The organism is Variovorax sp. PEI5, from assembly GCF_056679935.1.
Window position 1 is genome coordinate 3260209 of record NZ_CM155257.1, and the last position, 25860, is coordinate 3286068.

The 25860-nt window shown below is 70.4% G+C and carries 19 protein-coding genes and 1 riboswitch; of the genes, 6 read left to right on the forward strand and 13 right to left on the reverse strand.

Annotated elements, in window-relative coordinates; all coding sequences use genetic code 11:
* The first annotated feature begins 23 nt into the window (after positions 1-23).
* Together glmS and AC1MLT_RS14930 are read left to right on the forward strand one after the other, a co-directional pair.
* Positions 24-1925, forward strand: coding sequence for a glutamine--fructose-6-phosphate transaminase (isomerizing) (gene glmS, locus AC1MLT_RS14925; protein ID WP_481032978.1), 1902 nt, complete (start codon positions 24-26; stop codon positions 1923-1925).
* Positions 1926-2047: 122 nt separating this feature from the next.
* Positions 2048-2245, forward strand: a complete 198-nt coding sequence (locus AC1MLT_RS14930; RefSeq protein ID WP_481032979.1) for a hypothetical protein — start codon at positions 2048-2050, stop codon at positions 2243-2245.
* 39 nt (positions 2246-2284) lie between these two features.
* On the opposite strand, the gene AC1MLT_RS14935 is transcribed toward AC1MLT_RS14930, so the two are convergent.
* The 3 genes from AC1MLT_RS14935 to AC1MLT_RS14945 form a co-directional block, all read right to left on the reverse strand.
* The gene (locus AC1MLT_RS14935) at positions 2285-2686 is read right to left on the reverse strand and encodes a hypothetical protein (RefSeq protein ID WP_481032980.1); all 402 of its coding nucleotides are present in this window, start codon (positions 2684-2686) and stop codon (positions 2285-2287) included.
* Between the two features lie 169 nt (positions 2687-2855).
* Positions 2856-5474, reverse strand: a complete 2619-nt coding sequence (gene cphA / locus AC1MLT_RS14940) for a cyanophycin synthetase (RefSeq protein WP_481032981.1) — start codon at positions 5472-5474, stop codon at positions 2856-2858.
* 99 nt (positions 5475-5573) lie between these two features.
* Positions 5574-7835 carry a cyanophycin synthetase gene (locus AC1MLT_RS14945; protein WP_481032982.1) on the reverse strand — a complete coding sequence of 754 codons (2262 nt, stop codon included), beginning with the start codon at positions 7833-7835 and terminating at the stop codon, positions 5574-5576.
* A 126-nt stretch (positions 7836-7961) separates the two neighbouring features.
* Here AC1MLT_RS14945 and AC1MLT_RS14950 point away from each other — a divergent pair, with 126 nt between their 5' ends.
* From AC1MLT_RS14950 to queC, 4 genes are all read left to right on the forward strand, one after another.
* Entirely contained in the window at positions 7962-10250 is a 2289-nt protein-coding gene (locus AC1MLT_RS14950; protein WP_481032983.1) for a cyanophycin metabolism-associated ABC transporter, read from the forward strand.
* A complete protein-coding gene (locus tag AC1MLT_RS14955; RefSeq protein ID WP_481032984.1) occupies positions 10247-10708 on the forward strand; it encodes a cyanophycin metabolism-associated DUF1854 family protein in 462 nt (153 codons plus the stop codon). Before AC1MLT_RS14950 ends, AC1MLT_RS14955 begins: the two co-directional genes overlap by 4 nt.
* Before the next feature lie 128 nt (positions 10709-10836).
* Positions 10837-10969, forward strand: a riboswitch (glycine riboswitch).
* Between the two features lie 67 nt (positions 10970-11036).
* Positions 11037-12344 carry a D-amino acid dehydrogenase gene (locus AC1MLT_RS14960; RefSeq protein ID WP_481035041.1) on the forward strand — a complete coding sequence of 436 codons (1308 nt, stop codon included), beginning with the start codon at positions 11037-11039 and terminating at the stop codon, positions 12342-12344.
* A 141-nt stretch (positions 12345-12485) separates the two neighbouring features.
* Positions 12486-13199 carry a 7-cyano-7-deazaguanine synthase QueC gene (gene queC / locus AC1MLT_RS14965; RefSeq protein WP_481032985.1) on the forward strand — a complete coding sequence of 238 codons (714 nt, stop codon included), beginning with the start codon at positions 12486-12488 and terminating at the stop codon, positions 13197-13199.
* Here queC and AC1MLT_RS14970 read toward each other — a convergent pair.
* From AC1MLT_RS14970 to AC1MLT_RS15015, 10 genes are all read right to left on the reverse strand, one after another.
* On the reverse strand, positions 13166-15028 hold the full coding sequence (locus tag AC1MLT_RS14970) for an ABC transporter ATP-binding protein/permease (RefSeq protein WP_481032986.1): 1863 nt from the start codon (positions 15026-15028) through the stop codon (positions 13166-13168). The genes queC and AC1MLT_RS14970 overlap by 34 nt on opposite strands.
* A gap of 59 nt (positions 15029-15087) precedes the next feature.
* The gene (locus tag AC1MLT_RS14975; protein WP_481032987.1) at positions 15088-15990 is read right to left on the reverse strand and encodes a 5'-nucleotidase; all 903 of its coding nucleotides are present in this window, start codon (positions 15988-15990) and stop codon (positions 15088-15090) included.
* Positions 15987-17225 (reverse strand): type II secretion system inner membrane protein GspF, encoded by a 1239-nt coding sequence (gene gspF / locus AC1MLT_RS14980; protein WP_481032988.1) that lies wholly within the window; start codon positions 17223-17225, stop codon positions 15987-15989. The genes AC1MLT_RS14975 and gspF overlap by 4 nt, the downstream gene beginning before the upstream one ends.
* Positions 17226-17232: 7 nt before the next feature.
* Positions 17233-18651 (reverse strand): type II secretion system ATPase GspE, encoded by a 1419-nt coding sequence (gene gspE, locus AC1MLT_RS14985; RefSeq protein WP_481035042.1) that lies wholly within the window; start codon positions 18649-18651, stop codon positions 17233-17235.
* 24 nt (positions 18652-18675) lie between these two features.
* Positions 18676-21030 (reverse strand): type II secretion system secretin GspD, encoded by a 2355-nt coding sequence (gspD, locus tag AC1MLT_RS14990; protein ID WP_481032989.1) that lies wholly within the window; start codon positions 21028-21030, stop codon positions 18676-18678.
* A 4-nt stretch (positions 21031-21034) separates the two neighbouring features.
* Complete coding sequence (gspN, locus tag AC1MLT_RS14995; RefSeq protein ID WP_481032990.1) at positions 21035-21841, reverse strand: type II secretion system protein N; 807 nt, start codon at positions 21839-21841, stop codon at positions 21035-21037.
* Positions 21842-21884: 43 nt separating this feature from the next.
* Positions 21885-22616, reverse strand: coding sequence for a type II secretion system protein GspM (gene gspM / locus AC1MLT_RS15000; RefSeq protein ID WP_481032991.1), 732 nt, complete (start codon positions 22614-22616; stop codon positions 21885-21887).
* Entirely contained in the window at positions 22613-23851 is a 1239-nt protein-coding gene (gspL, locus tag AC1MLT_RS15005; RefSeq protein WP_481032992.1) for a type II secretion system protein GspL, read from the reverse strand. Before gspL ends, gspM begins: the two co-directional genes overlap by 4 nt.
* Before the next feature lie 169 nt (positions 23852-24020).
* Complete coding sequence (gene gspK, locus AC1MLT_RS15010) at positions 24021-25130, reverse strand: type II secretion system minor pseudopilin GspK (RefSeq protein ID WP_481032993.1); 1110 nt, start codon at positions 25128-25130, stop codon at positions 24021-24023.
* 61 nt (positions 25131-25191) lie between these two features.
* Positions 25192-25860 (reverse strand): PulJ/GspJ family protein, encoded by a 669-nt coding sequence (locus tag AC1MLT_RS15015; protein WP_481032994.1) that lies wholly within the window; start codon positions 25858-25860, stop codon positions 25192-25194.

Genomic DNA, 25860 nt, shown 5'->3' on the forward strand with positions numbered 1-25860 from the left:
AGTTCTTCCAAGGCAGGTCTTCCATGTGCGGCATCGTCGGCGCGGCTTCCCATCGCAACATCGTCCCGGTTCTCGTGCAGGGCCTGCAGCGGCTCGAATACCGGGGCTACGATTCCTGCGGCGTCGCCGTGCATGCCGGCGGACTGACCCGCACGCGCACGACGTCGCGCGTCGCCGATCTCGTGACGCAGGTGCGTGACGACCACGTCGAGGGACTGACCGGCATCGCCCACACGCGTTGGGCCACGCATGGCGCTCCCGTCGTGCACAACGCTCACCCGCATTTCAGCCTGGGCCCGGGCGCCGCCAACAGCGACGAGGCCGGCGCGATCCGCGAGGCCCGCGTGGGCCTGGTGCACAACGGCATCATCGAGAACCACGAGGCCCTGCGCGCCACGCTCGAGGCCCGTGGCTATGTGTTCTCGAGCCAGACCGACACCGAGGTCATCGCCCATCTGGTGGACAGCCTGTATGACGGCGACCTGTTCGAAGCCGTCAAGACCGCCGTCCTGCAGCTGCGCGGCGCCTATGCCATCGCGGTGATCTGCCGCGACGAGCCGCACCGCGTGATCGGCGCCCGCGCCGGTTCGCCGCTGATCCTGGGCGTGGGTGCCGATGGCACCGAGAACTTCCTCGCCAGCGACGCGATGGCGCTGGCGGGCGTGACCGACCAGATCGTCTATCTCGAGGAGGGCGACGTCGTCGACCTCCAGCCGGGCAAGTACTGGATCGCCGATCGCACGCACAAGCTGCTCGATGCCGAGCGGCGGCCGGTGCGCACGGTGCGGGCGCACAGCGGCGCGGCCGAGCTGGGGCCCTACCGCCACTACATGCAGAAGGAGATCTTCGAGCAGCCGCGCGCCATCGCCGACACGCTCGAGGGCGTCGAGGGCATCGTGCCGGAGCTGTTCGACGGCATCGGTCAGGATGGTGCGACCGGCGCCAGCGCGCATCGCGTCTTCAAGGAGATCGACCGGGTTCTGATCCTGGCCTGCGGCACCAGCTACTACAGCGGTTGCACCGCCAAGTACTGGCTCGAGAGCATCGCCGGGATGCCGACCCAGGTCGAGATCGCGAGCGAATACCGCTATCGCGATTCGGTGCCCGATGCGCGCACGCTGGTCGTGACCATCTCGCAATCGGGCGAGACGGCCGACACCCTGGCCGCGCTCCGGCACGCCCGCAGTCTGGGCATGGAGCAGACCCTGACGATCTGCAACGTCGCCACCAGCGCCATGGTGCGAGAGTGCAAGCTGGCCTACATCACGCGCGCCGGCGTGGAGATCGGCGTCGCCTCGACCAAGGCCTTCACCACCCAGCTCGCCGGTCTGTTCCTGCTGACACTGGCCCTGGCGCAGGCCAGGGGCCGGCTCGACGAAGCGCAGGAAGCCTCCTATCTCAAGCAGATGCGTCATCTGCCAGTCGCCCTGCAGGCAGTGCTGGCGCTGGAGCCGCAGATCATCGGCTGGTCGGAGGATTTCGCCCGTAAGGAGAACGCGCTGTTCCTGGGGCGCGGACTGCATTACCCGATCGCGCTGGAAGGCGCGCTCAAGCTCAAGGAGGTCACCTACATCCACGCCGAGGCCTATGCCGCCGGCGAACTCAAGCACGGGCCGCTGGCCCTGGTGACGAGCGAGATGCCGGTGGTGGCCGTGGCGCCCAACGACACGCTGCTCGAAAAGCTCAAGAGCAACCTGCAGGAGGTGAGGGCGCGGGGCGGGGTGCTCTACGTCCTGGCCGACAGCGACACACACATCGGCAACGGCGAAGGCCTCCACGTGATCCGCATGCCGGGGCACTATGGGGCCTTGTCACCGCTCCTGCATGTCGTGCCCTTGCAGCTGCTGGCCTACCACACGGCCTGCGCGCGTGGCACCGATGTCGACAAGCCCCGCAACCTGGCCAAGAGTGTCACCGTCGAGTGACGAGAGGCTGAAATGGGTGCGGTTGACATTCAATTGACAATCCGTGAACAATTGCGACCGTCCGTCTGTTTGACTCCTTCCCGGGTGGTTGGATGAGCGCGTTCGAGCACTACGATTGATGAATGCAAACACTCCACCTGGACAGCGACGACTACGCGGACATGCTCGACTTCATCGCCACGGGCGGTCGCGCGGGGAGCGTGCCCCCGTCGCATGGCGATTCGTCTGAGTTCATCGCCGAGATGTGGGCACCGCGGGCACGCGCCATGACGACCGCCGTCGTGGCCATCGCCCATGCGGTGATCGACTCCCGGATCTGAGGTCTTCCCCGGCCCGGCGGCAGGCCGCTGGATCAGCGATCAGCGGCTCGGTGCCGGGACGGGCGTGACGGTCTCGCGGATCATGCCGCCGCCCATGACGCTGCCCTGCGCGGACGTCTGGCCCGTTCCCTTGATGCGCGCTTCGCAATCCGCACGATCGGCCATCGGCTGGAGCTGGCAGCGTGCCAGGGCGTTGCTGGCCTCGGTACCCGGACCGGGATTGCTCAAGCCGCCGCGCTGCGCTTCCTGACGCGCGGCGCCGGCCTCGCGCAGGCATGCCGCGCGGTCCTGCTGCTTGCCATCGCAGGTCATGTGCTGCTGACCACCCTGCGCATGCGAATGAGCCTTGGACGCCGCGTCCTGGGCCCAGGAGAAGGATGCACCCAGCAGGGCGCCCGTGGCGACGCAGGCGAGGCCGAGGGAACGGAATGCGGTTTTCATGGTCGTCGATCCTGAGAGGTGGTGAAGGAGTCAAAGCACTCTGGTGGTCGATTCGGGCACCGGGCATGAGACCAGGACCCGAGCCACCGATCGGGACATCGCCAGTTTCCGTAGGCGGCGTCCCGCACGATGTGAGGGCTCTCTTCCGACAGGCCGGCGCCGCCCGGCATCAGGCGATCGATCCCGCGGTGCTGCCAGCCAGGGTGGCCGGAGCCACGTCGGCCTGCGCGATGCGCTGGGCCAGGTGCGCCAGTGCTTCCTCCACCTGGTCCACCAGGATCAGCGACAGGTCGCCGGGACGCAGGCGTTCCAGGGCCCGGTCGATGGCCACGAACTCGCCGCGGATCTCGTCGACGTGTCGCGTGCGTCCGGCGCCCTGGAGGCCCTGGCGCAGCAATGCCATCACCTCGCCATCGGCACGGCCGCGCTGCGCCGCGTCCTGATAGAGGATGACGTCGTCGAAGGCCTCGCCGAGGATGGCGGTCTGGTCGCGGATGTCGCAGTCGCGCCGGTCGCCGGCGCCGCTGATGACCACCGAGCGGTGCTTCGCCGGCAGGGTGTCGACCGCCGCCACCAGGGCCTTCATGGCATCGGTGTTGTGGCCATAGTCGGCGATCACGGTGGCGCCGCGATAGCTCATCAGGTTGAAGCGTCCCGGCACGCCGGCGGCATCGTTCTTGAAACTGGCCAGGCCGCTGCGGATGAGATCCCAGTCGAGTCCCAGCGCCCAGGCCGCCGCTGTCGCGGCCATCACGTTCTCGACCTGGAAGGGCAGGGTGCCGTTGCGGGTGATGGGCACGTCGCGCAATGCGATGCGCTCGCGCCACGAGCCCTCGGCCGCCACCAGGGTGTCGCGGTCGACGTACACGGTGCGCTTGCCCTGCGCGCGATGCGTGGCCATGACCGGATGCTGGCGGTCGGCGGTGAAGAAGATGACGGCGCCGGGGCACGAGGGCGCCATCGCCGCGACGTTCGGGTCGGCGGCGTTGAGCACCGCGAAGCCGCGCTCGGCGACATTGCGCACGACCACCCGCTTGAGCACCGCCAGGTCCTCGACGGTGGTGATGTAGTTCAGTCCCAGGTGGTCGCCGCTGCCGATGTTGGTCACGACGGCGACCTCGCAGCGGTCGAAGCCCAGGCCCTCGCGCAGGACGCCACCGCGCGCGACCTCGAACACCGCGGCCTCGACGTCGGGATGGAGCAGGACGTTGCGGGCGCTCTTGGGGCCGCTGCAATCGCCGCTGTCGGTCTGCCGGCCATCGACCCACACGCCATCGGTGTTGGTCATGCCGGTCACCAGGCCGCCGGCGGCCAGCAGGTGGTTGATCAGGCGCGCGGTGGTGGTCTTGCCATTGGTGCCGGTCACCGCCACCACCGGGATGCGGCCGTCGTCGCCCGGCGCGAACAACGTGTCCATCACCGCCTCGCCGACCGCGCGGCCACGGCCGAACGAGGGCGAGATGTGCATGCGCAGGCCGGGCGCGGCATTGACCTCGACCACGCCGCCGTGCTGCTCCTCCAGCGGACGCAGGACGTTCTCGCACACCATGTCGACGCCGCAGATGTCCAGGCCGACCATCTGCGCGGCATCGACCGCGCGCGCGGCGATCTCCGGATGCACGGTGTCGGTGACGTCGGTGGCGGTGCCGCCGGTGGACAGGTTGGCGTTGTTGCGCAGCACGACCCGCTGGCCCAGCGCGGGCACGCTCTCCGGCGTCAGGCCCTGGTCCTCCAGGCGGCCGATGGCGATGTCGTCGAGCCTGATCTTGGTCAGCGAGGTGGCATGGCCCTCGCCGCGTCGCGGATCGAGGTTGACGGTGTCGACCAGCTGGCGCACGGTGGAGCTGCCGTCGCCGATCACCTGCGGCGGATCGCGGCGGGCGGCGGCCACCAGCCGGTCGCCCACCACCAGCAGTCGGTAGTCGAACCCGGGCAGGAATTTCTCCACCATGACCTCGCCATGGATCGCCGCCGCGGCGTGGGCGGCGTCGAGCTGCTCGCGCGTCACGATGTTGACGGTGACGCCCTTGCCCTGGTTGCCGTCCTGCGGCTTGACGACCACCGGCAGGCCGATCTCCTGGGCGGCGGCCCAGCCATCGGCGGCGTCGGCCACGGGACGGCCACGCGGCACCGGGACCCCGGCGGCATCGAGCAGCTGCTTGGTGAGCTCCTTGTCCTGCGCGATGGCCTCGGCGACGCCACTGGTGCTGTCGACCTCGGCCGCCTGGATGCGGCGCTGGCGCACCCCCCAGCCGAACTGGACCAGGCTGCCGCGCGTGAGCCGGCGATGCGGGATGCCGCGCGCCGTGGCGGCATCGACGATCGAGCCGGTGCTCGGGCCCAGGCGCTCGGATTCGTCCAGGTCGCGCAGCTCGGCGAGCGCGCAACGGGTGTCGAAGTGTCCGTCCTCCCGCAGCGCGGCCACGATCAGTTCGGCGGCCAGCGCCATCGCGCGCCGGCCCACGGCTTCCTCGCCGTACTGCACCACGACCTGATAGACGCCCTCCTCGAGCGTGCGCGTGGTGTTGCCGAACATCACCGCGCTGCCCGACTGCGACTGCAGCGCCAGCGCGGCGTTCTCCAGCACGTGGGCGAGCGCGAGCGGCTGGCCCAGGACCGTCGGGTGCAGTTCACCGATGGTCGGGAAGAGCGCGCGCAGGCGTTTCTCGAAACCCGGCAGACGGCCGACCATGTTCTCGTCGCCACGGCAGGCGACGACCGCCTCGATGGAGGTGTGACGGCTCCAGAGATTGGGGCCGCGAAGGGCACGGATGCGGGTGACTTCCATGGCGTGGTCGTTGGTGTTGGATGAGGGGATGGGAGGGAGCGGATGAGCGGACGCGAAGGCGCCGCCGGGGACGGGCCGACCGGCACCGGGGTGCCGACTTCAGGCCACCTGGCGCATGGGTGCGTCTGATGGCGGCAGGGTCTGGGACAGCTGCAGCGAGGCCAGGGCCGCCTGCAGGTCGGACTCGAAGGCCTCCGCGCCGGCGCCGATCAGATTGAGCGGGATGCCCAGGGCCCAGACGGCCGCCACCGCGGCGAGCAGGCTCTCCAGCGTCACGCCGACGTGCGTCGCGCGCCAGACGGTCAGCCGGCCGAGGCCCGGGAGGAACGACTCGCCGCCACCGGAGGACAGCACCACCCGGTCCTGGCGGATCAGGACCGCGCGGCCACCGGCCTCGCGATGCGCGGCCAGGGCGGTGGCGCGATCGTCCTCGCTGTAGAGGATGACGTCGCCGTCGCACAGCGGCGCCAGGGCGGCGACGCGCGGGTCGGTGGCGTTGAGCACCGCGGTGCCGCCGGGCAGCACCACGTCGACCTGGGTGCGCAGCACGCGCACGAGCTGGTCGCTCTCGGTGATGTCGAACTCGTCCAGGCCGCCGAAGCCTTCGAGGTCGTTGACGATGCCGACCTGGCAGCGGTCGTAGGCCAGGCCATCGCGCAGGATGGTGCGCGCGCCGTTCTCGATCACCACGGCCTGCACGGCGCGGTTGACCAGCAGGCGATGGCCGGCGTCCCAGTGGGCGCTGTCGCGCGCATCGACGCGACGGCGATCCAGGAACAGGCCGTCGCGGCAGGCGAGGCCGGTGTGATGGCCGCTCAGGCCGATCAGCCAGGCCACCAGGCGCGCCAGGACGGCGGTGTCGCGCGAGCCGGCCACGCCGACGACGGGGATGCGGCCGGCCAGCGTGTCGTCGCCGGTCTCGGGGAACAGGTGGTCGCAGATCGCGCGGCCGACCGGGCGCGGCGAGCCCACGGCCGGCTTCAGGTGCATCAGCAGGCCGGGGCCGGCATTGACCTCGACGATGGCACCGCGCTGGGCCGCGAGCGGACGGCCGATGTCCTCGGCCACCAGGTCGATGCCGGCGACGTCCAGGCCGACGATGCGCGCGGCCAGGACCGCGGCGTGCGCGACGTCGGGGTGGACCAGGTCGGTGCAGTCGGCGCCCAGGTTGCCGTTGCGCTGGATGGTGACCACGCGGCCGGCGGCCGGCACGCCGTCGCCATCGAGCGCCTGGCGCTGGAGTTCGAGCTGCAGCTTGGCGTCGGTGGCGAGGTCGATGAAGTCGAGCGGATATTCCTCCAGGGCGCCGCGCCGGGGATCGCTGTTGAGCTGGCTGTCGATGAGCTCGCGGACGCTCGACGCGCCATCGCCCGTGATGGTGACAAAGGCGCCGCGCGCCGCCGCCACCACCTGGCCGCCGACCACCAGCAGGCGGTGCTCGTGGCCGCGCACGAATCGCTCGACCATCACGTCGCTGCCCTCGGGCTCGGCCACGGCATAGGCGGCCATCACCTCCTCCCGGGTATGGAGTTCGAGCGACACGCCGCGCCCATGATTGGCATCCGACGGCTTGACCACGACCGGCACGCCGATGTCCTCGGCGGCTTCCCAGGCCTCCTCGGCATCCGCCACCACACGGCCCTCGGGCACCGGCACGCCGCAGCTCTGCAGCAGGGACTTGGTGAGTTCCTTGTCGCTGGCGATCGATTCGCCGATGGCGCTGGTGTGATCGGTCTCGGCCGTCCAGATGCGCTGCTGCATGGCGCCATAGCCCAGCTGCACCAGATTGCCGTCGTTCAGGCGCATGTGCGGGATGCCGCGGTCGGTGGCGGCGGCGACGATGGCCGCCGTGCTCGGGCCGAGGTAGCAGTCCTCCATCTTGCCGCGCACCGCGTCGACCGCGGACTGCACGTCGGCCGCCGTGAAGGGGGTGTCGTTGATCGCCGCCATCAACAGGCGATGGCCCTCGGCCAGGGCCACGCGGGCGACCTGCTCGTCACGGGCGCGGAACACCATCCGGTAGACGCCGTGGCGCGCGGTGCTGCGGGTCTGCCCGAAGCCGGTGGGCATGCCCGCGAGGTTGAGCAGCTCGATGACCACGTGTTCGAGCACGTGGCCGGCCCAGGTCCCTTCGTTGAGCCGCTGGATGAAGCCGCCGCGCTCGCCGACGCCGCAGTGATGCTCGACGAGCGCCGGCAGCAGGGTCGTCAGGCGCCCGGTCAGGCCGTCGATGAGATTGGAGGGGAAATCCTCGAGCCGGCCGAGATCGACCCAGACTTCGAGCACCGGCCGGTAGGTCCAGAGATTGGGGCCGCGCAGGTAACGGATGCGGGTCAGGCGGATGTCGTCGAAACGGGTCATGCAAACGTTCGAGGTGCTGGGGCCGGGCACGCGGGCGGATTCGATGGCGACCATGGGAATGGCTCAGAATCGAAGCCCGGCGCAGGCCGAGGGGCGATTTTTCCGGGGCACAGAGACAGAAACACAATGCAACATCACGATCCAGTCGAGTCCCGGGAGGGCGTGGCAGAAATGGCGCCAGATGGGCTGGAGGCCCAGCTCACGATGGTTGAAAACGTTCTGGCGCGTCTGACGGTTGACCTCGATGCCCGACTGCATTTCAGCAATGGACTGTTGGCGCTCACTGACCATCGCCTGTTGGCGCGCGAATCCGACGGCACCTGGCGCGACTGGGAGCTCGCGCGCGAGGGCCTGGCGCTGCAGCTCACGGACCACGCGGGCATCGGCACCTTCGACCTCGTCGATGCCCGGGGCCGGCTCGGGCGCTGGCGCTACACGCTGGCGCAACAGGCCGAGGCGCTGGCCCTGCTCAAGCTGTTCGAGCGCCAGGTCGCGGGCATCGGCGCGAGCGCGACGGGGTCGGGCGCGACGGACGACGAGGACACGCTGCCGGCCTCGCGCCAGCCTGCCACGCCGCCCTCGACCTGGGTGCTCCTGCGGCTCGGGCGCTTCGCCAGGCCCTACCGCAAGCAGCTCATCGGCGGCTTCCTGCTGACGCTGGCCTCGACCGCCGCGACGCTGGTGCCGCCCTACCTGACGATCCCGCTGATGGACGACATCCTGATCCCGTTCCAGAACGGGCAGCAGATCGCCTTCGAGAAGGTGGCGCTGTTCCTGTCGGCGCTGCTGGCGGCGGCGCTGGCCGGATGGGCCCTGGGCTGGGCCCGCACCTACCTGCTGGCGCTGGTGTCCGAGCGTATCGGCGCCGACCTGCGCACCACCACCTACGAGCACCTGCTGACGCTGCCGCTCGACTACTTCGGCGGCAAGCGCACCGGCGACCTGATGGCGCGCATCGGCTCGGAGACCGACCGCATCAACGTCTTCCTGTCGCTGCACGCGCTCGATTTCCTGACCGACGTGCTGATGATCGTCATGACCGCCGCCATCCTGGTGTCGATCAACCCGCTGCTGGCGGTCGTCACGCTGGTGCCGCTGCCCTTCATCGCCTGGATGATCCACTTCGTGCGCGATCGCCTGCGCACCGGTTTCGAGAAGATCGACCGCGTCTGGAGCGAGGTCACCAACGTGCTGGCCGACACCATCCCCGGCATCCGCGTGGTCAAGGCCTTCGCCCAGGAGAAGCGCGAGGCCGACCGCTTCCGCGAGGCCAACCGCTACAACCTGCAGGTCAACGACCGGCTCAACCGCATGTGGTCGCTGTTCACGCCGAGCGTCTCGCTGCTGACCGAGATCGGCCTGCTGGTGGTCTGGGCCTTCGGCATCTGGCAGGTGGCGCGCGGTCGCATCACGGTGGGCGTGCTCACCGCCTTCATCGCCTACATCGGCCGCTTCTACACGCGGCTGGATTCGATGAGCCGCATCGTCTCGGTGACGCAGAAGGCGGCCGCTGGCGCCAAGCGCATCTTCGACATCCTCGACCACGTGAGCAACGTGCCCGAGCCCGCCCATCCGGTGCCGCTGCAGAAGGTGCAGGGACGCATCCAGATGAAGGGCATGGGCTTTCGCTACGGCTCGCGCTCGGTGATCCGCAACCTCGACCTGACCATCGAGCCGGGCGAGATGATCGGCCTGGTCGGCCACAGCGGCTCGGGCAAGAGCACCCTGGTCAACCTGATCTGCCGCTTCTACGACGTCACCGACGGCGCGCTGCTGGTCGACGGCACCGACATCCGGCGCTTCGCCGTCGCCGACTACCGGCGCCACGTCGGGCTGGTGCTGCAGGAGCCGTTCCTGTTCTTCGGCACCATCGCCCAGAACATCGCCTATGGCCGGCCCGAGGCCACGCGCGAGGAGATCGTCGCGGCGGCGCGCGCGGCCCACGCGCACGACTTCATCCTGCGCCTGCCGCATGGCTACGACTCGCTCGTCGGCGAGCGCGGCCAGGGCCTGTCGGGCGGCGAGCGCCAGCGCATCAGCATCGCCCGCGCGCTGCTCATCGACCCGCGCATCCTGATCCTCGACGAGGCCACCTCGGCGGTCGACACCGAGACCGAGAAGGAGATCCAGAAGGCGCTCGACAACCTGGTGCAGGGCCGCACCACCATCGCCATCGCGCACCGCCTCTCGACCCTGCGCAAGGCCGACCGGCTGGTGGTGATGGACCGCGGCCAGATCGTGGAGGTCGGTCCGCACGACATGCTGATGGAGCAGAAGGGCGCCTACTGGCGGCTCTACCAGGCCCAGCTGCGCCAGGCCGAGAGCGAGAAGCGCACCGACCGCGCGACCGAGGAGCGCGTGGCCGTGGCGGTGGCCCTCGGCACGCATGCGGCGCACCCCTCCGGAGATGTATGAACTTCCGACTCGAACGCGACCCCTTCGGTCGCATCATCCTCATCGACGCCGAGGGCGTGCGCCACGAAGGCATCGTGCCGGTGCGCGCCTTTCCCCTCACCGGGCCCGAGACCGGCCTGTCGCTGGTCGGCGCCGATGGCCGGGAGCGGGCCTGGATCGACCGCATCGACCGGCTGCCGCCGGCCCTGCGCGAACTGCTCGAGGCCGATCTCGCCGCGCGCGATTTCGCGCCGACGCTGACGCGGCTGCACGCCGTCTCCAGCTTCGGCGTGCCCAGCACCTGGACCGTGAGCACCGACCGGGGCGACACGCGCTTCGTGCTCAAGGCCGAGGAGGACATCCGTCGGCTCGAAGGCGGCGCGTTGCTGATCGCCAGCGCCCAGGGCCTGCAGTTCCGGGTGCCCGATCCGAAGGCGCTCGACCGCGCCTCGCGCAAGCTGCTCGAGCGCTTCCTCTGACCCCGGTGGCGATGCGGGGTTGGACGATCCGACGCCGCTCGGCATAATCGGCGCTCCAGGAGAAGCGGCGGCCCCGGGCCGCCCTACCGAAGGCGCAACCCCGAAACGCTCAGGTCCCGTACTGGACACATCATCAAACTGGAGAGTGCCGCAGCATCCCGCGAGAGCGAGGCGCCAGCAGCCGCCGAAGGTGCAACCCGGCATCGCCCCACACGTGGCGATGCCGGCGAATCTCTCAGGCAAAAGGACAGTGGGGCCGACGACCTAGCCAACAGGTCGTCGGCCCTTCCTCGTTTCTTTTCGTCCTGTTTTTGCATTGGAGTCGATGATGAAAGTGATCGTGATGGGTGCCGGCGTGATCGGTACCGCCACCGCCTGGTACCTGAGCCAGGCCGGCCATGAAGTCACCGTGCTGGAGCGCAACGCCGGCGCCGCGCGCGAGACCAGCTTCGGCAACGGCGGACAGATCTCCGTCAGCCACGCCGAACCCTGGGCCAATCCCTCGGCCCCGTTCAAGCTGCTGAAATGGCTCGGGCGCGAGGACGCGCCGCTGCTGTTCCGCCTGCGCGCCGATCCGGCGCAATGGCGCTGGGGCCTCAAGTTCCTGGCCGAGTGCGGCGCCCGGCGCTCGACGCGCAACATGATCCAGCTGCTCAACCTGGGCACCTACAGCCGCGAGAGCCTGCAGCAGCTGCGCCGCGAGACCGGCATCGCCTACGACCATCTGAGCAAGGGCATCCTGCACTTCTACACCAGCCCGGAGGAGTTCGACCTGGCCCTGGAGCCGGCGCGCGTCATGCGCGAACTCGGCTGCGAACGCCAGGTCATCGACGCCGACGAGGTGGTGCGCCTGGACCCCGCGATGGCGGCAATCCGGCCCCGCCTGGCCGGCGCCACCTACACCAGCGCCGACGAATCGGGCGACGTCCACAAGTTCACCACCGGTCTCGCGCAGAAGGCCGCCGAGCGCGGCGTGAGCTTCCGCTACGGCGTGCGCGTGCAGCGCCTGCGCACCGAGGGCGGCGCCATGACCGGCGTGGAGATCGCGAGCGAGACCGGTGGCTACGAGGTGCTGGCCGCCGATGCCTATGTGCTGGCCCTGGGCAGCTTCAGCGCCGGACTCGCGCGGGGCGCCGGCGTGTCGCTCGACATCTATCCGGCCAAGGGCTATTCCGCCACGCTGCCGGTGCTCGACGCCAGCCGCGCTCCCACGGTGAGCCTGACCGACGACGAGTACAAGCTCGTCTACTCGCGGTTCGGCGACCGCCTGCGCATCGCCGGCACGGCCGAGCTCAACGGCTACGACCTCGCGCTCAATCCGGTGCGCTGCGAGGCCATCGTGCGGCGCGCGCTCGACGTGTTCCCGGGCATGAGCCGCCCGGAGCTGGCCACCTACTGGGCCGGCCTGCGTCCGGCGACGCCGGGCAACGTGCCCTACATCGGGCCGAGCAGGGTGGCCGGGCTCTACCTGAACACCGGCCACGGCACGCTCGGCTGGACCCACGGCTGCGGCTCGGGTCGGGCCCTGGCCGACCTGATCTCCGGGCGCCGGCCGGAGGTCGACTTCGCGTTCTGCGGCCAGCCGCAGGGCCGTGGCGAGACCCGCGCCCGGCTGGGCGCGGCGGCGGCCCACTGACGGGTCGCGGGAGGGCGTGGCGGGCCGGACGCGGGCGGGCGAAAATCGCCGGTCCGGCCGCGCGAGCCGCGAGTGCCGCGCGCCTTCGCCATCCCGATCTCCATCCCTCGTTCCGGCCGTCTTCGAGCGGCCCCCATCCTCATGCACACCACCGCCCTCGTCCTCTTCTCCGGCGGCCAGGACTCGACGACCTGTCTGGCCGAGGCACTGTCCAAGTACGAACGCGTCGAGACGCTCGGCTTCGACTATGGCCAGCGCCACCGCGTCGAGCTCGACGCGCGCACCGTCGTGCGCGAACGCCTGCGCGAACGCTTCCCGGACTGGGCTCCGCGCCTGGGCGAGGACCATCTGCTCACGGTCGACGCGCTGTCGCAGCTCGGCGGCTCCTCGCTGACCGAGGAGGTCGCCTTCTCGATGCAGGCCGATGGCCTGCCCAACAGTTTCGTGCCCGGCCGCAACCTGCTGTTCCTGGCGCTGGCGGGGGCGCTGGCCTATCGGCGCGGCCTGCAGGTGCTGGTCACCGGCGTCTGCGAGACCGACTATTCGGGCTATCCCGACTGCCGCGACGACACCATGAAGGCGATGCAGGTCGCGCTGTCGCTGGGCCTGGAGCGCCGGCTGGTGATCGAGACGCCGCTGATGTGGATCGACAAGGCGCAGACCTGGTCGATGGCGCATCGCCTGGGCGGCGATGCGCTGGTCGAGCTGATCGTCGAGGAGACCCACACCTGCTACCTGGGCGACCGCACGCATCGCCACGCCTGGGGCTATGGCTGCGGCAGCTGTCCGGCGTGCGAACTGCGCGCCACCGGCTGGGCCCGCTACGTGGGCGCCCGGGACGGCTCCAGGCGATAGCGCGGCGCATCCGGCGTGCCCGTCATGCCCGGCGTACCTGGCCCATCGGGCGCATCCGGCGTGCCATCGGTGGACGGCACCAGGGTCCAGCGCTGGTCGTGGAAGGCGCCGACCGAGGCGCGATGCGCGATCGACACGATGGCGCCCTCGGTCGACCGCGCATTGGCGTCGAGGCGCCGGTAGAGCGTGTCCTCGGCCGCCGCATCGAGCGCGCTGGTGGCCTCGTCGGCGAACAGCCAGCGCGGCCGGCGCAGCAGCACGCGCGCCATCGCCAGGCGCTGCTGCTCCCCACCCGACAGGCGCCGGCTCCAGGCATCGCTGTCGTCCAGCCGGGTGCGCAGGGCCGGCAGCAGGGCGTCGTCGAGGGCCTGGCGCAATTGCGCGTCGGTGTAGTCGGCGGCCGGCCGCGGATAGGCCAGCGCGTCGCGCAGCAACCCGTCCGGCACATAGGGCCGCTGGGGGATGAACATCGCATCGGCCGGCAACGCCACCGAGCCGGCGGCATGCGGCCAGATGCCGGCCAGGGTGCGCAGCAGCGTGGACTTGCCGCTGCCCGACGGACCCTGCAGCACGATGCGGTCGCCCGGGTGGACGGCCAGCGCCACGTCCCGCAGCAGCGCGGTGCCGTCGGGCAGCGAGACATCGAGGCCGCTGGCGCGCGGTCCGTCGGCGTCCCCGGCCGCGAGGGCGGCGAGGGCGGGAGCGCGTCCGGCATGGGCGCGCATGGCGGCTTCGAAGCCCGTCAGGCGGTCGGCCGTCGCGCGCCAGACGGCCACCCGGTCGTAGTTGTCGACGAACCAGCTCAGCGCGTCCTGCACCCGGCCGAAGGCCGAGTTGACCTGCATGAGCTGCCCGAGCTGGATGGTGCCGGCGAAGAAGCGCGGCGCCTGCACGATGAAGGCGAAGATCACCGACGCCTGGCCGAACGCGGTGGTGAACGCCACCAGGTTCTTCTGCGCCCGCACCAGCTTGAGGTAGTTCCTCAGCACCGCGCCGAAGCGCAGGTCGAGCTGCGCGTGCTCGACCCGCTCGCCACGGTCGAGCGCGATCGCCTCGCTGTATTCGCGCACGCGGATGAGGTGGTGGCGGAAGTCGGCTTCGTAGCGCTGCTGGCGGAAATTGAGCCCGATCAGCGGCCGGCCGATCAGGTGCGTGAGGACCGTGCCCGCCGCGCAGTAGATCATCGCGATCCAGACCATCGAGCCGGCGATCGTCACCTCGTGGCCCGCCAGCGTGAAGTTCGCCGTGCCGCTCAGACTCCACAGGATGCCGATGAAGCTCGCCAGCGTGACGACCGCGTTGAGCAGTCCCATCGACAGCGTCAGGGTGGAATCCGTGAAGATCTGCATGTCCTCCTGGATGCGCTGGTCGGGGTTGTCGGGCTTGGCGTCGCCATCCGCGTAGCGGGCGAGTTCGAGGCGGTAGAAGGCGTGGTCGCGCATCCAGCGCTCGAGATAGCTGCGCGTCATCCAGGCCCGCCAGCGCATCTGCAGCAGCTGGGTCAGGTAGAACTTGAGGATCGCGATGGCGATGTAGGCCGCGGCGATGCCGCAGAACACGCCGATCTCGCGCCAGAACACCATCTGGTTCTTCTCCTGCAGCGCATCGTAGAAGCGCGCGAACCACTGGTTGTTGAGCACCAGCATGTAGACCGCGCCGAGGTTGAGCGCGACGATGCTCGCGAGCATCGCGCGGGCCCGCCACTTCTCCTCGGAACGAAAATAGGGCAGGGCCAGGGCACCGATGCGGCGCAGCGTCCGCGACAGGGGCGGCGCGGGCTCGGCGTTGGAGTCGGAGGCGGAGGCGGAGGTGGCGGGCGATCTGGACATGGAGGGGTTCGCGCAAGTTGTGCGCCAGGACGGCGCGCCGCGATGCCGGCGGGGCCGGATCAGCGCAGGTTGGCGATGCCGCTCGCCACGTGGCCCGAAGGCACGTGCCGCGCGGCGCCATCGACGTGGTTGGTCTGGTCGTCGAAGAAGAAGTCGGGCTCGAACTCGCGCAGGAACGGACCCTTGTCCAGGCCACCGAGGAACATCGCCTCGTCGACCGCCAGGCCCCAGTTCATGAGCGTGTTGATGGCGCGCTCGTGGGCCGGCGCGCTGCGCGCCGTCACCAGCGCGGTGCGCACGCGCATGCCCGAGACGTCGGCCTGCTCCTGCAGCTTGAGCAGCGCCGCCAGCAGCGGCTTGAACGGGCCGCCGGACAGGGGCAGGGACGCCTTGGTGGTCTCGTGGGTCTGGAACGCGGCCAGGCCATCGGCCTGGTAGACGCGCTCGGCCTCGTCGGAGAAAAGCACCGCGTCGCCATCGAAGGCGATGCGCAGTTCCTGCGGATAGTTCATGCCGGCGGCGACCGATTCGGTCAGCACGCGAGCGGCCGGGAAACCGAGGGCCAGGGCCTCGCTCACATCCTGCTCGTTGGCCGACAGGAACAGGTGCGCGCCGAGTGGGCGCAGGTAGCGGAACGGATCGCGACCCTGCGTGAAGACGCCGCGTTCGAGCCGCAGTCCGGCATCCTTGGCGGAGTGGAAGATGCGCAGCGCGCTCACCGGATCGTTGCGCGAGAGCACCACCACCTCGACGCGCCGCGCCGCTTCGGTGTTGAAGGCCAGCAGCTTGTGCACCAGCGGGTAGGCCACCCCAGGGCGGGCCGGGACCTTCAGGCGTTGCTGCTGGAGCTCCATGTAGGCCTGGGGATGGGCCGGGTCGAAGAGGCGGTTCTCCTCCTCGAAGTCGAACAGCGCCCGCGACGAGATCGCCACCACGAGCTTGTCGTCCAGCGTCGGCCTCATTTGACGAACTGGTTGAGCTGGATGATGGGCATCAGCACGGCCAGCACGATCAGCATCACCACGCCGCCCATCGCCACGATCAGCAGGGGCTCCAGGATGGTGGCCAGGTGCATGGCGCGGCGCTGCACCTCGGCGCCGAGCTGCGTGGCGGCGCGCTGCAGCATCAACGGCAGCGTGCCGGTCTGTTCGCCCAGGCGCGCGAACATCGAGACGATGCCGGGAAAGCGCTTCTTCTGCGCCAGGGCCGATGCCAGCGGCGCGCCTTCGCGCACCAGCACCAGCGCCTCGAGCGCATCGGTGCGCATGGCGTGGTTGCCCAGCGTCTCGGCGGCGGCCTGCAGCGCCCGCAGGATCGGCACGCCCGCGGTCGCCAGCATGGCCAGGGTGCTCGCGAAGCGCGCCGCGTTGTAGCCGCGCGCGAGCTTGCCGATGATGGGCAGGCGCAGCCAGGCGGCATCGAAGCGTTCGCGGAACGCCGGGCGCGAGAGCGCCACCTGCATGCCGACGACCAGCGCCGCGACGCCGATCAGCAGCGTCCAGCCATAACCGCGCACGAAGTCGCTCAGGGCCAGCATGGCCACCGTCAGGATCGGCAGCGCCCGCTTGGTGCCGGCGAACACGTTGGCCACCTGGGGCACCACGTAGCTGACCAGGAAGATCACGATGACCACGGCGATCAGCGACACGATGGCCGGATACAACGCCGCGCCGACCAGCTTCTGCTGCAGCGCCTGGCGCTGTTCGAGGTCGTCGGCCAGACGTTCGAGCACCAGGCCCAGGTTGCCGCTGTGCTCGCCCGCGCCGATGACGGCGACATAGATCGGCGAGAACTCGCGCGGATGCTGGGCCAGCGCGCGCGCGAAGGGCGAGCCGCCATTGACCTCGGCCCGCAGCGAGGCGAGCAGATGGCGCTGGTTCTCGCGCTCGGCCTCGTCGGTGAGGGCGGTGAGCGCGCGCTCCAGTGGCAGTCCCGAGGACACGAGGCCGGCGATCTGCCGCGTCCACACGGCCAGTTCGGTGTTGTTGAAGGCGCGCGTGCGGCCGAAGAGGCGGCGGCCGCCGCTCATGCTGCCATCCGGGCGCAGCGTGCCGGCCGCGCCGACCACGGCGACCTCGAGCGGGATCAGCTTCTGGGCGCGCAGCATGCCGCGCGCGGCGCGCGCCGTGTCGGCTTCCAGCACGCCCTTGCGCGGCTGGCCCTGCTCGTCGATGGCGTCGAAGGAATAGGCGGGCATGGTGGGCTCAGTCGCGCGTCACGCGCAGCAGTTCGGCGCGCGAGCTGATGCCGGCGCGCACCAGCCGTTCACCATCCTCGCGCATGGAGCGCAGGCCACCGCGCTCGGCGGCGGTGAAGATCTGGCTCTCCGGCGCGCGGCTGTGGATGAGCGATTGCACGGCGTCGTCGGCCACCAGCAGCTCGAAGATGCCGGTGCGGCCCTGGTAGCCGGTCTGGCCGCAGGCGTCGCAACCCACCGGCGCGGCCTCGCCGTTGTCGGCGTGGCCGGCGCAGACCGGGCACAGCTTGCGCACCAGCCGCTGCGCCAGCACCCCCAGCAGCGACGAACTCAGCAGGAACGGCTCCACGCCCATGTCGGTCAGGCGCGTGACGGCGCTGACCGAATCGTTGGTGTGCAGCGTGGCCAGCACCAGGTGGCCGGTGAGCGAGGCCTGGATGGCGATCTGCGCGGTCTCGAAATCGCGGATCTCGCCGATCATGATGACATCCGGGTCCTGGCGCAGGATGGCGCGCAGGGCCTTGGCGAAGGTCAGCTCGATCTTCGCGTTGACCTGCGTCTGGCCGACGCCCGGCAGTTCGTACTCGATCGGATCCTCGACCGTCATGATGTTGCTGCGCCCGGCGTCCAGGCGGCTCAGGGCGGCATACAGCGTGGTGGTCTTGCCCGAGCCGGTCGGACCGGTCACCAGGATGATCCCGTGCGGCTGGCCGATGAGCTTCTCGAAGCGTTCGAGCGTGTCGCCCTGCATGCCCACGGCCTCCAGCGTGAGCTTGCTCTCGTTCTTGTCGAGCAGGCGCAGCACGGCGCGCTCGCCATGGGCGCTTGGCAGGGTCGAGACCCGCACGTCGACCGCGCGCGTGCCGATCCGCAGCGAGATGCGCCCGTCCTGGGGCAGGCGCTTCTCGGCGATGTCGAGGTCGGCCATGATCTTCAGGCGCGAGATCAGCGCCGCGTGCAGCGCGCGGTTGGGCTGCACCACCTCGCGCAGCGTGCCGTCGATGCGGAAGCGCACCGACGACATGCGCTCGTAGGGCTCGATGTGGATGTCGCTCGCGCCGTCGCGCGCGGCCTGGGTCAGCAGCGCGTTGAGCATGCGGATGATCGGCGCGTCGCCGGCCGATTCCAGCAGGTCCTCGACCGCCGGCAGCTCCTGCATCATGCGCGACAGGTCGGCATCGCCCTGCACCTCGCTCACGATCGCCGCGGCGTTGGACTCGCCCTGCGCGTAGGCGGCGCTGATGCGCTGCGCGAGCAGGCCGGCGTCGAGCGGCTCGAAGGCCTTGACCTGGAAGCGGCGCGCCACCTCGCCGACCGCGCTGCGCGGCGGCACGCGCGGCATCCACAGCGTGCGGGTGCCGTCGTCGGACTCTTCGAGCAGCAGCTGCTGCGAGCGCGCGAAGGCGTAGGGCAGGGGGTAGCGCACGGCCATGGCGTGGGATTCCTGGGTCTAGTTCGGTTCGCGATAGCTCATCGGATCGGAGGTCGGCGGCAGGGCGCCGCGCTGCGGTCCGATCAGCGGCAGGGTGCTGGTGGTCGTGCCGGCCGGCGCGCGCACGCCCGAGCTCTGTGCCGCCGATGGCGGCGGGATCAGGCGCGTGCCCTCGATGCGTTCGGCCGGCCGGCCACCGCCCTGTGTGCCATCGGGCAGTACCAGCGGCGGCAGCATGGGCGCCTGGCCCACGTTGTTCAGGGGCGGCCGGTACTCGGGCTGCGTGCCCTGCTGGATGCCGCGGATGGTGTCGTAGCGGTCGGCCGCGAAGGCCTCGGTCACGACGCCGTCGCGCAGCACCACCGGGCGGATGAAGACCATCAGGTTGGTCTTGGTGCGCTTGCGGACCTCGTTCCTGAACAGGTTGCCCACCACCGGGATGTCGCCGAGCCCGGGCACCTTCTCGTTGGTGTTGGAGTAGTCGTCCTGCAGCAGGCCGCCGAGCATCACGATGCTGCCGTCCTCCACCAGCACGCTCGACTCGATGCTGCGCTTGTTGGTCGTCGGGCCGTTGACATCGGCGCGCGTGGACTGGTCGACGTTGGAGACCTCCTGGAAGATCTGCATCTTGATCGTGCCGTTCTCGTTGATCTGCGGGCGCACGCGCAGCGTCAGGCCGACGTCCTTGCGCTCGACCGTGGTGAACGGGTTGACGCTCGACGTCGAGCCGTTGGTGCTCGCGTACTGGCCGGTGGGGAACGGGACGTTCTGGCCGATGACGATCTTGGCTTCCTCGTTGTCCAGCGTGAGCAGCTGCGGGGTCGACAGCACGTTGCCCGCGCCATTGCCCTCGAGGAAGCGCGCCAGCACGCCCAGGGTGTACTGGCCGTCGCTGTTGCGCCGCCCGATGCCCAGGTTCAGGCCGGCCGAGGGAATGGTCGTGGTCGCGCCCGCGGCCAGACCCAGCGCGAGGCCGATGATGTTGTTGTTGGCGCCCGAGACGCTGGAATTGGTGCCCACGATGCCGCGGGTCGAACCGTCGCCCAGTGCGCTCTGCCACTGCACGCCGAACTCCGCCGCCTTGGTCGCATTGACCTCGATGATCAGGCTCTCGATCATCACCTGCGCGCGTCGGCCGTCGAGCCGGTCGATCACCGCGCGCAGCTGGCGGTATTGCGGCTCGGAGGCGGTGATGATCAGCGAGTTGGTGGTCGGGTCGGCCTGGATCTGGCCGCCGGTGGAGATCGGGTTGGCGTTGTTCAGCGGCGCGGTCGCTGCGGCGCTGGTGAGCGTGCCGCCCTGGAGCTGCTGCTGTTGCTGCTGTTGCTGCTGCGGCAGGGCCTGCAGGCCGCCCGCAGCGGCGCCGCCGCCGGCCAATGCCGCGGCGCCGCGCGCGTCGCTCGCCATCGCCGCGCGCAGCGTGGTCGCCAGCTTCACGGCATCGGCGTTCTTCAGATACACGACATAGATGTTGCCGGCATCGCCATTGGGGTTGTCGATGGCCGCGCGGTCGAGCTTGGCGACCAGGGAGCGCACCAGTTGCGTCCGCGCCGGATTGGCCGCGCGCAGGATCAGCGAATTGCTGCGCGGGTCGGCCAGGATCGAGGTGCGGAACGAGGCATCGGCCAGGCCGCCGGGCGCGCCGCCGGGAGCCGCGGCGCCACCGACGCCGGTGGTGGCCGGGCCGCCATCGAGCAGGCGGTTGACCAGCGGCACCATGTCGCTGGCGATCGAATGCTTCAGCGGTATCACCTCGATGTCCGAGGCATTGGGCACGTCGAGCGAGGCCACGATGCGTGCCAGGCGCCGCATGTTCTCCGCGTAGTCGGTGATGACCAGCGAGTTGTTGCCGGGGTTCACGTTGATGGTGTTGTTGGGCGCGATCAGCGGGCGCAGCACCGGCAGCAGGTTGTTGGCCGATTCGTAGTTGAGCTTGAAGACCTGCGTGACGATCTGGTTGCCGCTCATCGAGGCGATGCCGCTGGTGGAGGTGGTGACGGCGCTGCTCTGCAGCTTGGCATCGGCCTCCGGCACGATCTTGTAGAGGCCATCGGCCTGCACGACGGCGAAGCCCTGCAGTCGCAGCGCGGCGGCGAACTGGTTGAAGGCGGCGGCGGGAGCGATGGCGCGTTCGGTCTGCAGGTTGACGACACCCTTCACGCGCGGGTCGACGACGACGTCGCGACCGGTGATGACAGCCATCGTGCGGGCCACCGATTCGATCTCGGCGTTGGAGAAGTTCAGGGTGATGGGCTCGCCGCGTCGCGGCACGCCGTCCTGGGCCAGGGCGGCCGGCAGGCAGGCGGTCATCAGCAGTTGCGCGGCGACCGCGGCGATGCCGAGGCGCACGCCATGTGAGGACAGGTGCTTCATGGGATCAATCCAGGGTGATGAGCGAGCGGGCGCCCTCGCGCCGCCCGATGATGTTCAACAAGTTCGACAGCGCGTCCTCGCGGCCCGGAGCCGCGCTGGCTTCGCCGCTGAAGCGCATGAAAGTGCCGCTCCAGCTGCCGCTGCCGTTGAGCTGCAGGCTGCCTTCGCGCGTGGTGAGGAGCAGGGTCGGCACCGGGCCGCCCTCGACGACGAAGCGATAGCTGCCCATGGGGCGCAGCGTCGAGAGGCTCGACGACATGTCGGTCGCGTCGAGCGTGACGCGACCGCCGAGTGCGAGCTTCGAATCCTTCAGGCGCATGGTGAAGGACTGCGTCGCGAGTTCCAGCACGCCCTCGGGCTTGAGCGAATTCCAGGGCGCTCCGAAACCGGCCAGCAGCGCGGCCGGCCAGCGCGATGTGCTGTCGCTCCAGTCCAGCTGCAGGCCACCGGCCTCGGGACGCAAGCGGACATGGACCGGTTGCGCCGCGCAGCAGGACAGGTCGAGCGTAGCCTCGACCGTGCCCCAGCCGGGCCGCAGCACCCAGCCGACCGCGCCCGGCAGCGAGACCGCCGCATGGCCGCCCGCGCCGCTCGCGAAGACCAGTCCGGCGCTGCCGTTCCAGACCGTGCCGCGCGCATTGACCAGTTGCACCCGTCCACCGGTCCAGTCGGCGATGCCGGCGGCCAGCCAGCGTGCGGGTGCGAAGCACAGCAGCGCGACGACGCCGCCGACCAGGGCGCCCGGCACCGCCCAGCGCCAGCCGCGCGAAGCGGTCGAACGAGCCGGGGAAGCGGTCTGGAGGGTCGCCATGAAAGCAGGGGGCGGGAAGCCGGTGTCGCGACGCATCGAGGCGTCAACGCGCGGGCAGGCTCATGACGAGCGTGCCGTCCCAGCGTGCCCCCAGCGCCTCGGCGCTGGCCGCCACCGGCTGCCCGGTGGCCGGCATGCCGGCCATCGAGACCGGGCCGCCGGGCGGCGGGCCCATGCGTCCTGACATCGACACGGGGCCTCCGGGCGGCGGGCCCGTGCGCATGCCGGGCGACGGCATCGCACCTGATGGCAGGCCGGAGAACCCGCCGGGACTGCCCGGGACATTGGCCCCGACCGGGGCACTCGACGCGGCCGCTTGCGAACGCGTGATGTGGATCTCGCGTGGCAACGCGCGTGCGTTGCCGCGCGCCTGCGTCAGCCACTGCGCGAAGCTGGTCGCCGGCGTGGCGCGCAAGGTGACGAGCACGCCTTCGGTCGCGCTGCTGCCGGCCGTCTGCATCCGCACGCTGCCGCCCAGACCGTCGTTGACGGAACTCTCGAGCGCGCGCAGGGCGTCGTCGCGATTGGCCCGCGGCAGGGCCTGCAACGCCCGCGCCTGGACCTGCAGCGCCTGCATCTGCTGGAGCTGGACGTCGAGTTGCGCATGGGCGATCCGCGCCGTCAAGATGGTGCGCAGCGCCGGCGCCAGGGCGACCCACCACAGCAGCGCCAGGGCGACGACCACGCCCGCGATGGCCACCAGCCGCTGTTCGCGCGCTGGCAGTTCGCGCCACCAGGTGCGCAGTCGCGTCCTCGCCGTCCGGAGGGCGCTCATCGACCCGCTCCCGCGGACGTGGCCTGCAGCAGCAGGAGATCGCCTTCGCTGCGGGCGCTGTAGCCACGCGAGGCCATGGCCGTGGCGATCTGGGTCACGTCGGCCAGGCCCAGACCCAGGCCGCGCAGACGCAACTGGCCGCCCGCATAGTCGATCGCGCTGGGCGTGCGGCCGGGCGGCAGCAGCGCCGCGAGCGCGGCAAGCATCGGCTCGGCATCGCTCGCCGACACGCCACCGGTGGCCTGCTGCAGGGACGCGACTTCACGCGCCATCTGCAGCGCCGGCTCGTAGGGCTGCACGCCCGGGAAGGTCTCGGCGAGGATGGCGCCGATGGCGCCGCGCTTGGCGTCGAGCGCCCGGCGTTCCTTCCAGGCCCAGGCATTGATGCCGATCAGCTGTGCCAGCACCAGCACCGCCGCGCCCCAGCGTGCCGCGCGCCAGCGCGGGGCATGCCAGAGCATCTGCGCGATGGCGGCGAACTTCTTGCCGGCGCGGGCCCGGCCCGTCGAGGCGAGGTCGAACTGCGCCAGGTCCCAGCCCGAGGTGGCGGCCTGGAGCCAACGCTCGGCCGGCAGCACGATCGGCACCGGCATCCCGAGGAGCTGCTCGGCCAGGGCGGCGACGGCCGGCTCGGCCTGCACCCGGGTGTCCGGCGGCAGCGTGCCCAGCGCGGCGACGCCGGCGGCATCCAGCGGCAGGGCCAGCACGCCCTGCGCATCGCACAGCGTGATGCGCGCGTCGTCGGGCTCGCCGGTGGCGAACAGCGCCCCCGAGGCCAGCGCCGGCGCATCCGGGTCGGTCGGGACGGCCGACGCGGCGCGCGGACGCGGGGTGAATTCGGGAATGATGCGTTCGATGCGGCGACCCGCGGCCTCGAAGCCCTGGACGATCCCGCGCAGCCATGTTCGCTGGCAGGCGGCGACCCAGATCGGGCGGCCGGCGACGGCGTCGGGCGCGAGAGCGAAATGCAGTGCCTCTGGATCTTCCAGCAGACGGTCCTCGAGCAGGCCGGCCAGCACGGAACGCAGTCGCACCGGACTGTTCATGCTGCCCTGAGGCAGGGTGACTTCGTGCCACGACAGGGCCGCGGCGGGCACCGCCAGCAGCAGGTCGTCGCCGGATGGAAGCAGGGCGGGCAGCGCGCTGCCACTCGATCGCAGTTTGCTGCCGTCGGCCGACCAGAGGTCCCAGCCATACTCGCTGCCGGCGGGTGCCGACGGGAGTGGAATCGTCACGAGCAAGGGCATGGAAAAAGGAAAAACAGGACGAAATTTCAGAGAAGGCTGGAGGAGCCTTTGATTGTAGGACGCACCCGACTTTTATGCTATTAAAACGATAGCTATCATCTCAGACCTCGACGGCGTCAGAGCCATGTTCGACATGAACTGTGACAGATCGTCTCAATCATCTGGGAGTGCTCGTAAATGTCGCGCCTGCGCCACGTTCTCGCCACAGGATCACCACTTCCACGCCATTGCGCCGCAACAGGGAGTGTTCGTCCAGCCAGGTCTGACCGATCCGCAGCCGGCCATGGGTCTCGAAGAAGGAACTGGCCACACCGTGCTGGCCGTCGATGAAACGGGTCGTGCCCAAGGCTTCGCTGCCATCGGCGAGCGTGCGGAAGAAGCTGCGCGAGCGCTGGGCGACGAGGCGCTGGGCACCAGCCAGGTCCAGGTTCGGCACGCTGGCGAAGAGCGCCTCGGCGCTGGCGGTGTTGATGTTGAGCGCGGTGCGCACCGGCAACACCGTGACATAGGGTTCGAGCGCCGTCGCCGTCGTGCTCGACACGCCCAGCCATGGCAGCTGGGACATGCGCTGTGGCAGCAGGGGTGCATTCGCCTCGATCGAGACCGAGGGGTCCAGGGACGTCGCGGTCGAGCCGGCCGCCGGTGAGGAAGCGGCGCCGGACGGCATCGATGCCGCCGCTGCGGCGGTGGGGGCGGCCGGAGTCGCCGAAGCGTTGTTGGCGGTCGCAGCCGCCGTGCTGGGTGCCGGAAAGACGCGCTGCAGGCTGGCGATCATGATCTCCAGGTCCTGAGCCGGCAGGCCGAGCAGTCCGAACAGCTTGGTGAAGGCGGCGACCGCCTCGGGCACCGGCTTGCCGGCCTCCACCAGATTCATCACGTTGAGCTTGGACTGCGCATCCACGATGCGGCCCGACAGGAAGGCGTCTGGCAAGGTCTGGGTGGCGTCGTCTGCAGTGGGCCGCTCGGCCGCCAGGAAGGTCGACAGGCGCGCCTCCTCCAGCGCGATGGCCCAGGGCTCGGCGAGGTGGTCGGCGCCGGGCGTGCGGCCGTCCTCGCGCAGGATCAGGCGCGACCAGTCGAGGGCGCCCACCAGGACCCAGCTCGACTGCAGGCGCGCTCGTTCGGCGGTCTCGACCTCCACCGCCCGCCATTGCTGCCAGAGCGCCGCGGCGGCGAGCGTCGCCACCAGCGTGACGGTGAGCATCGCCGCGAGCAATGCGACGCCCTTCTGGCGACGTGCCGGCCTTCCGGGGTGGTGCGCGCTCATGGGCATTCCTTCGACGGGATCACGCCCCGGGAGCGAAGAGCTGTGTACGACGGCATGCTGCTCATGTCTTGGGGATCGCCACGGTCGGACGGATCCAGTCGCGCGTCACCAGGCCGGCCAACCCCGGCCCGGGAGGCAGGTTCAGCACCAGCCGGATGCCATCGGGCATGCCCACGCCCAGGCCGCCGACGGCATTGGGACCCGAAGCCGCGTCGGTCCACGCGGCACCACGGAAATACTGGAGTTGCCAGCTCGTGAGCGGCATCAACGTGACCTCGGTGCCACGCAGGGTCTCGTTGCTGCCCTGGGCCCAGGCATCGGCCTGTGCCCAGGCCCGCTGCCATTCCGCCCGCGTGGCCACGGCCCCGGATTGCCAGCGACGCCAGCGCATGCCGGTGGCCGTGTCCGCGCTCATGGCCCAGGCGACCACGTACAGCACGGGCTGCGTGCCATCGGCGCCGCGTCGCGTCAGGCGCAGCACCTGGCCATTCCAGGCGATCGGCTGGATCTGCGGCATGACCACCGTGGCATCGAGGTCGGCACCCCATTGCGCGAGGGTCGTCTGCAGGGTGGTGACCGCATCGCCGCGCTCCCGGTTGTAGCTCTGCACCCGCATCATTCCGTCGAGTCCCTGCCAGCTCATCAGCGCCAGCATCGCCATGACCGCGATGCCGACCATCAGTTCGATCAGCGTGAAGCCGCGCACGGCGCGGTGCCTGGATGTTTCCAT

What these genes read in the sequence shown, in the direction of transcription:
- glmS (WP_481032978.1), top strand. Translation starts at nt 24, where the DNA reads ATGTGCGGCATCGTCGGCGCGGCTTCCCATCGCAACATCGTCCCGGTT.
- AC1MLT_RS14930 (WP_481032979.1), top strand. Translation starts at nt 2,048, where the DNA reads ATGCAAACACTCCACCTGGACAGCGACGACTACGCGGACATGCTCGAC.
- AC1MLT_RS14935 (WP_481032980.1), bottom strand. Translation starts at nt 2,686, where the DNA reads ATGAAAACCGCATTCCGTTCCCTCGGCCTCGCCTGCGTCGCCACGGGC.
- cphA (WP_481032981.1), bottom strand. Translation starts at nt 5,474, where the DNA reads ATGGAAGTCACCCGCATCCGTGCCCTTCGCGGCCCCAATCTCTGGAGC.
- AC1MLT_RS14945 (WP_481032982.1), bottom strand. Translation starts at nt 7,835, where the DNA reads ATGACCCGTTTCGACGACATCCGCCTGACCCGCATCCGTTACCTGCGC.
- AC1MLT_RS14950 (WP_481032983.1), top strand. Translation starts at nt 7,962, where the DNA reads ATGCAACATCACGATCCAGTCGAGTCCCGGGAGGGCGTGGCAGAAATG.
- AC1MLT_RS14955 (WP_481032984.1), top strand. Translation starts at nt 10,247, where the DNA reads ATGAACTTCCGACTCGAACGCGACCCCTTCGGTCGCATCATCCTCATC.
- AC1MLT_RS14960 (WP_481035041.1), top strand. Translation starts at nt 11,037, where the DNA reads ATGAAAGTGATCGTGATGGGTGCCGGCGTGATCGGTACCGCCACCGCC.
- queC (WP_481032985.1), top strand. Translation starts at nt 12,486, where the DNA reads ATGCACACCACCGCCCTCGTCCTCTTCTCCGGCGGCCAGGACTCGACG.
- AC1MLT_RS14970 (WP_481032986.1), bottom strand. Translation starts at nt 15,028, where the DNA reads ATGTCCAGATCGCCCGCCACCTCCGCCTCCGCCTCCGACTCCAACGCC.
- AC1MLT_RS14975 (WP_481032987.1), bottom strand. Translation starts at nt 15,990, where the DNA reads ATGAGGCCGACGCTGGACGACAAGCTCGTGGTGGCGATCTCGTCGCGG.
- gspF (WP_481032988.1), bottom strand. Translation starts at nt 17,225, where the DNA reads ATGCCCGCCTATTCCTTCGACGCCATCGACGAGCAGGGCCAGCCGCGC.
- gspD (WP_481032989.1), bottom strand. Translation starts at nt 21,030, where the DNA reads ATGAAGCACCTGTCCTCACATGGCGTGCGCCTCGGCATCGCCGCGGTC.
- gspN (WP_481032990.1), bottom strand. Translation starts at nt 21,841, where the DNA reads ATGGCGACCCTCCAGACCGCTTCCCCGGCTCGTTCGACCGCTTCGCGC.
- gspM (WP_481032991.1), bottom strand. Translation starts at nt 22,616, where the DNA reads ATGAGCGCCCTCCGGACGGCGAGGACGCGACTGCGCACCTGGTGGCGC.
- gspK (WP_481032993.1), bottom strand. Translation starts at nt 25,130, where the DNA reads ATGAGCGCGCACCACCCCGGAAGGCCGGCACGTCGCCAGAAGGGCGTC.
- AC1MLT_RS15015 (WP_481032994.1), bottom strand. Translation starts at nt 25,860, where the DNA reads ATGGAAACATCCAGGCACCGCGCCGTGCGCGGCTTCACGCTGATCGAA.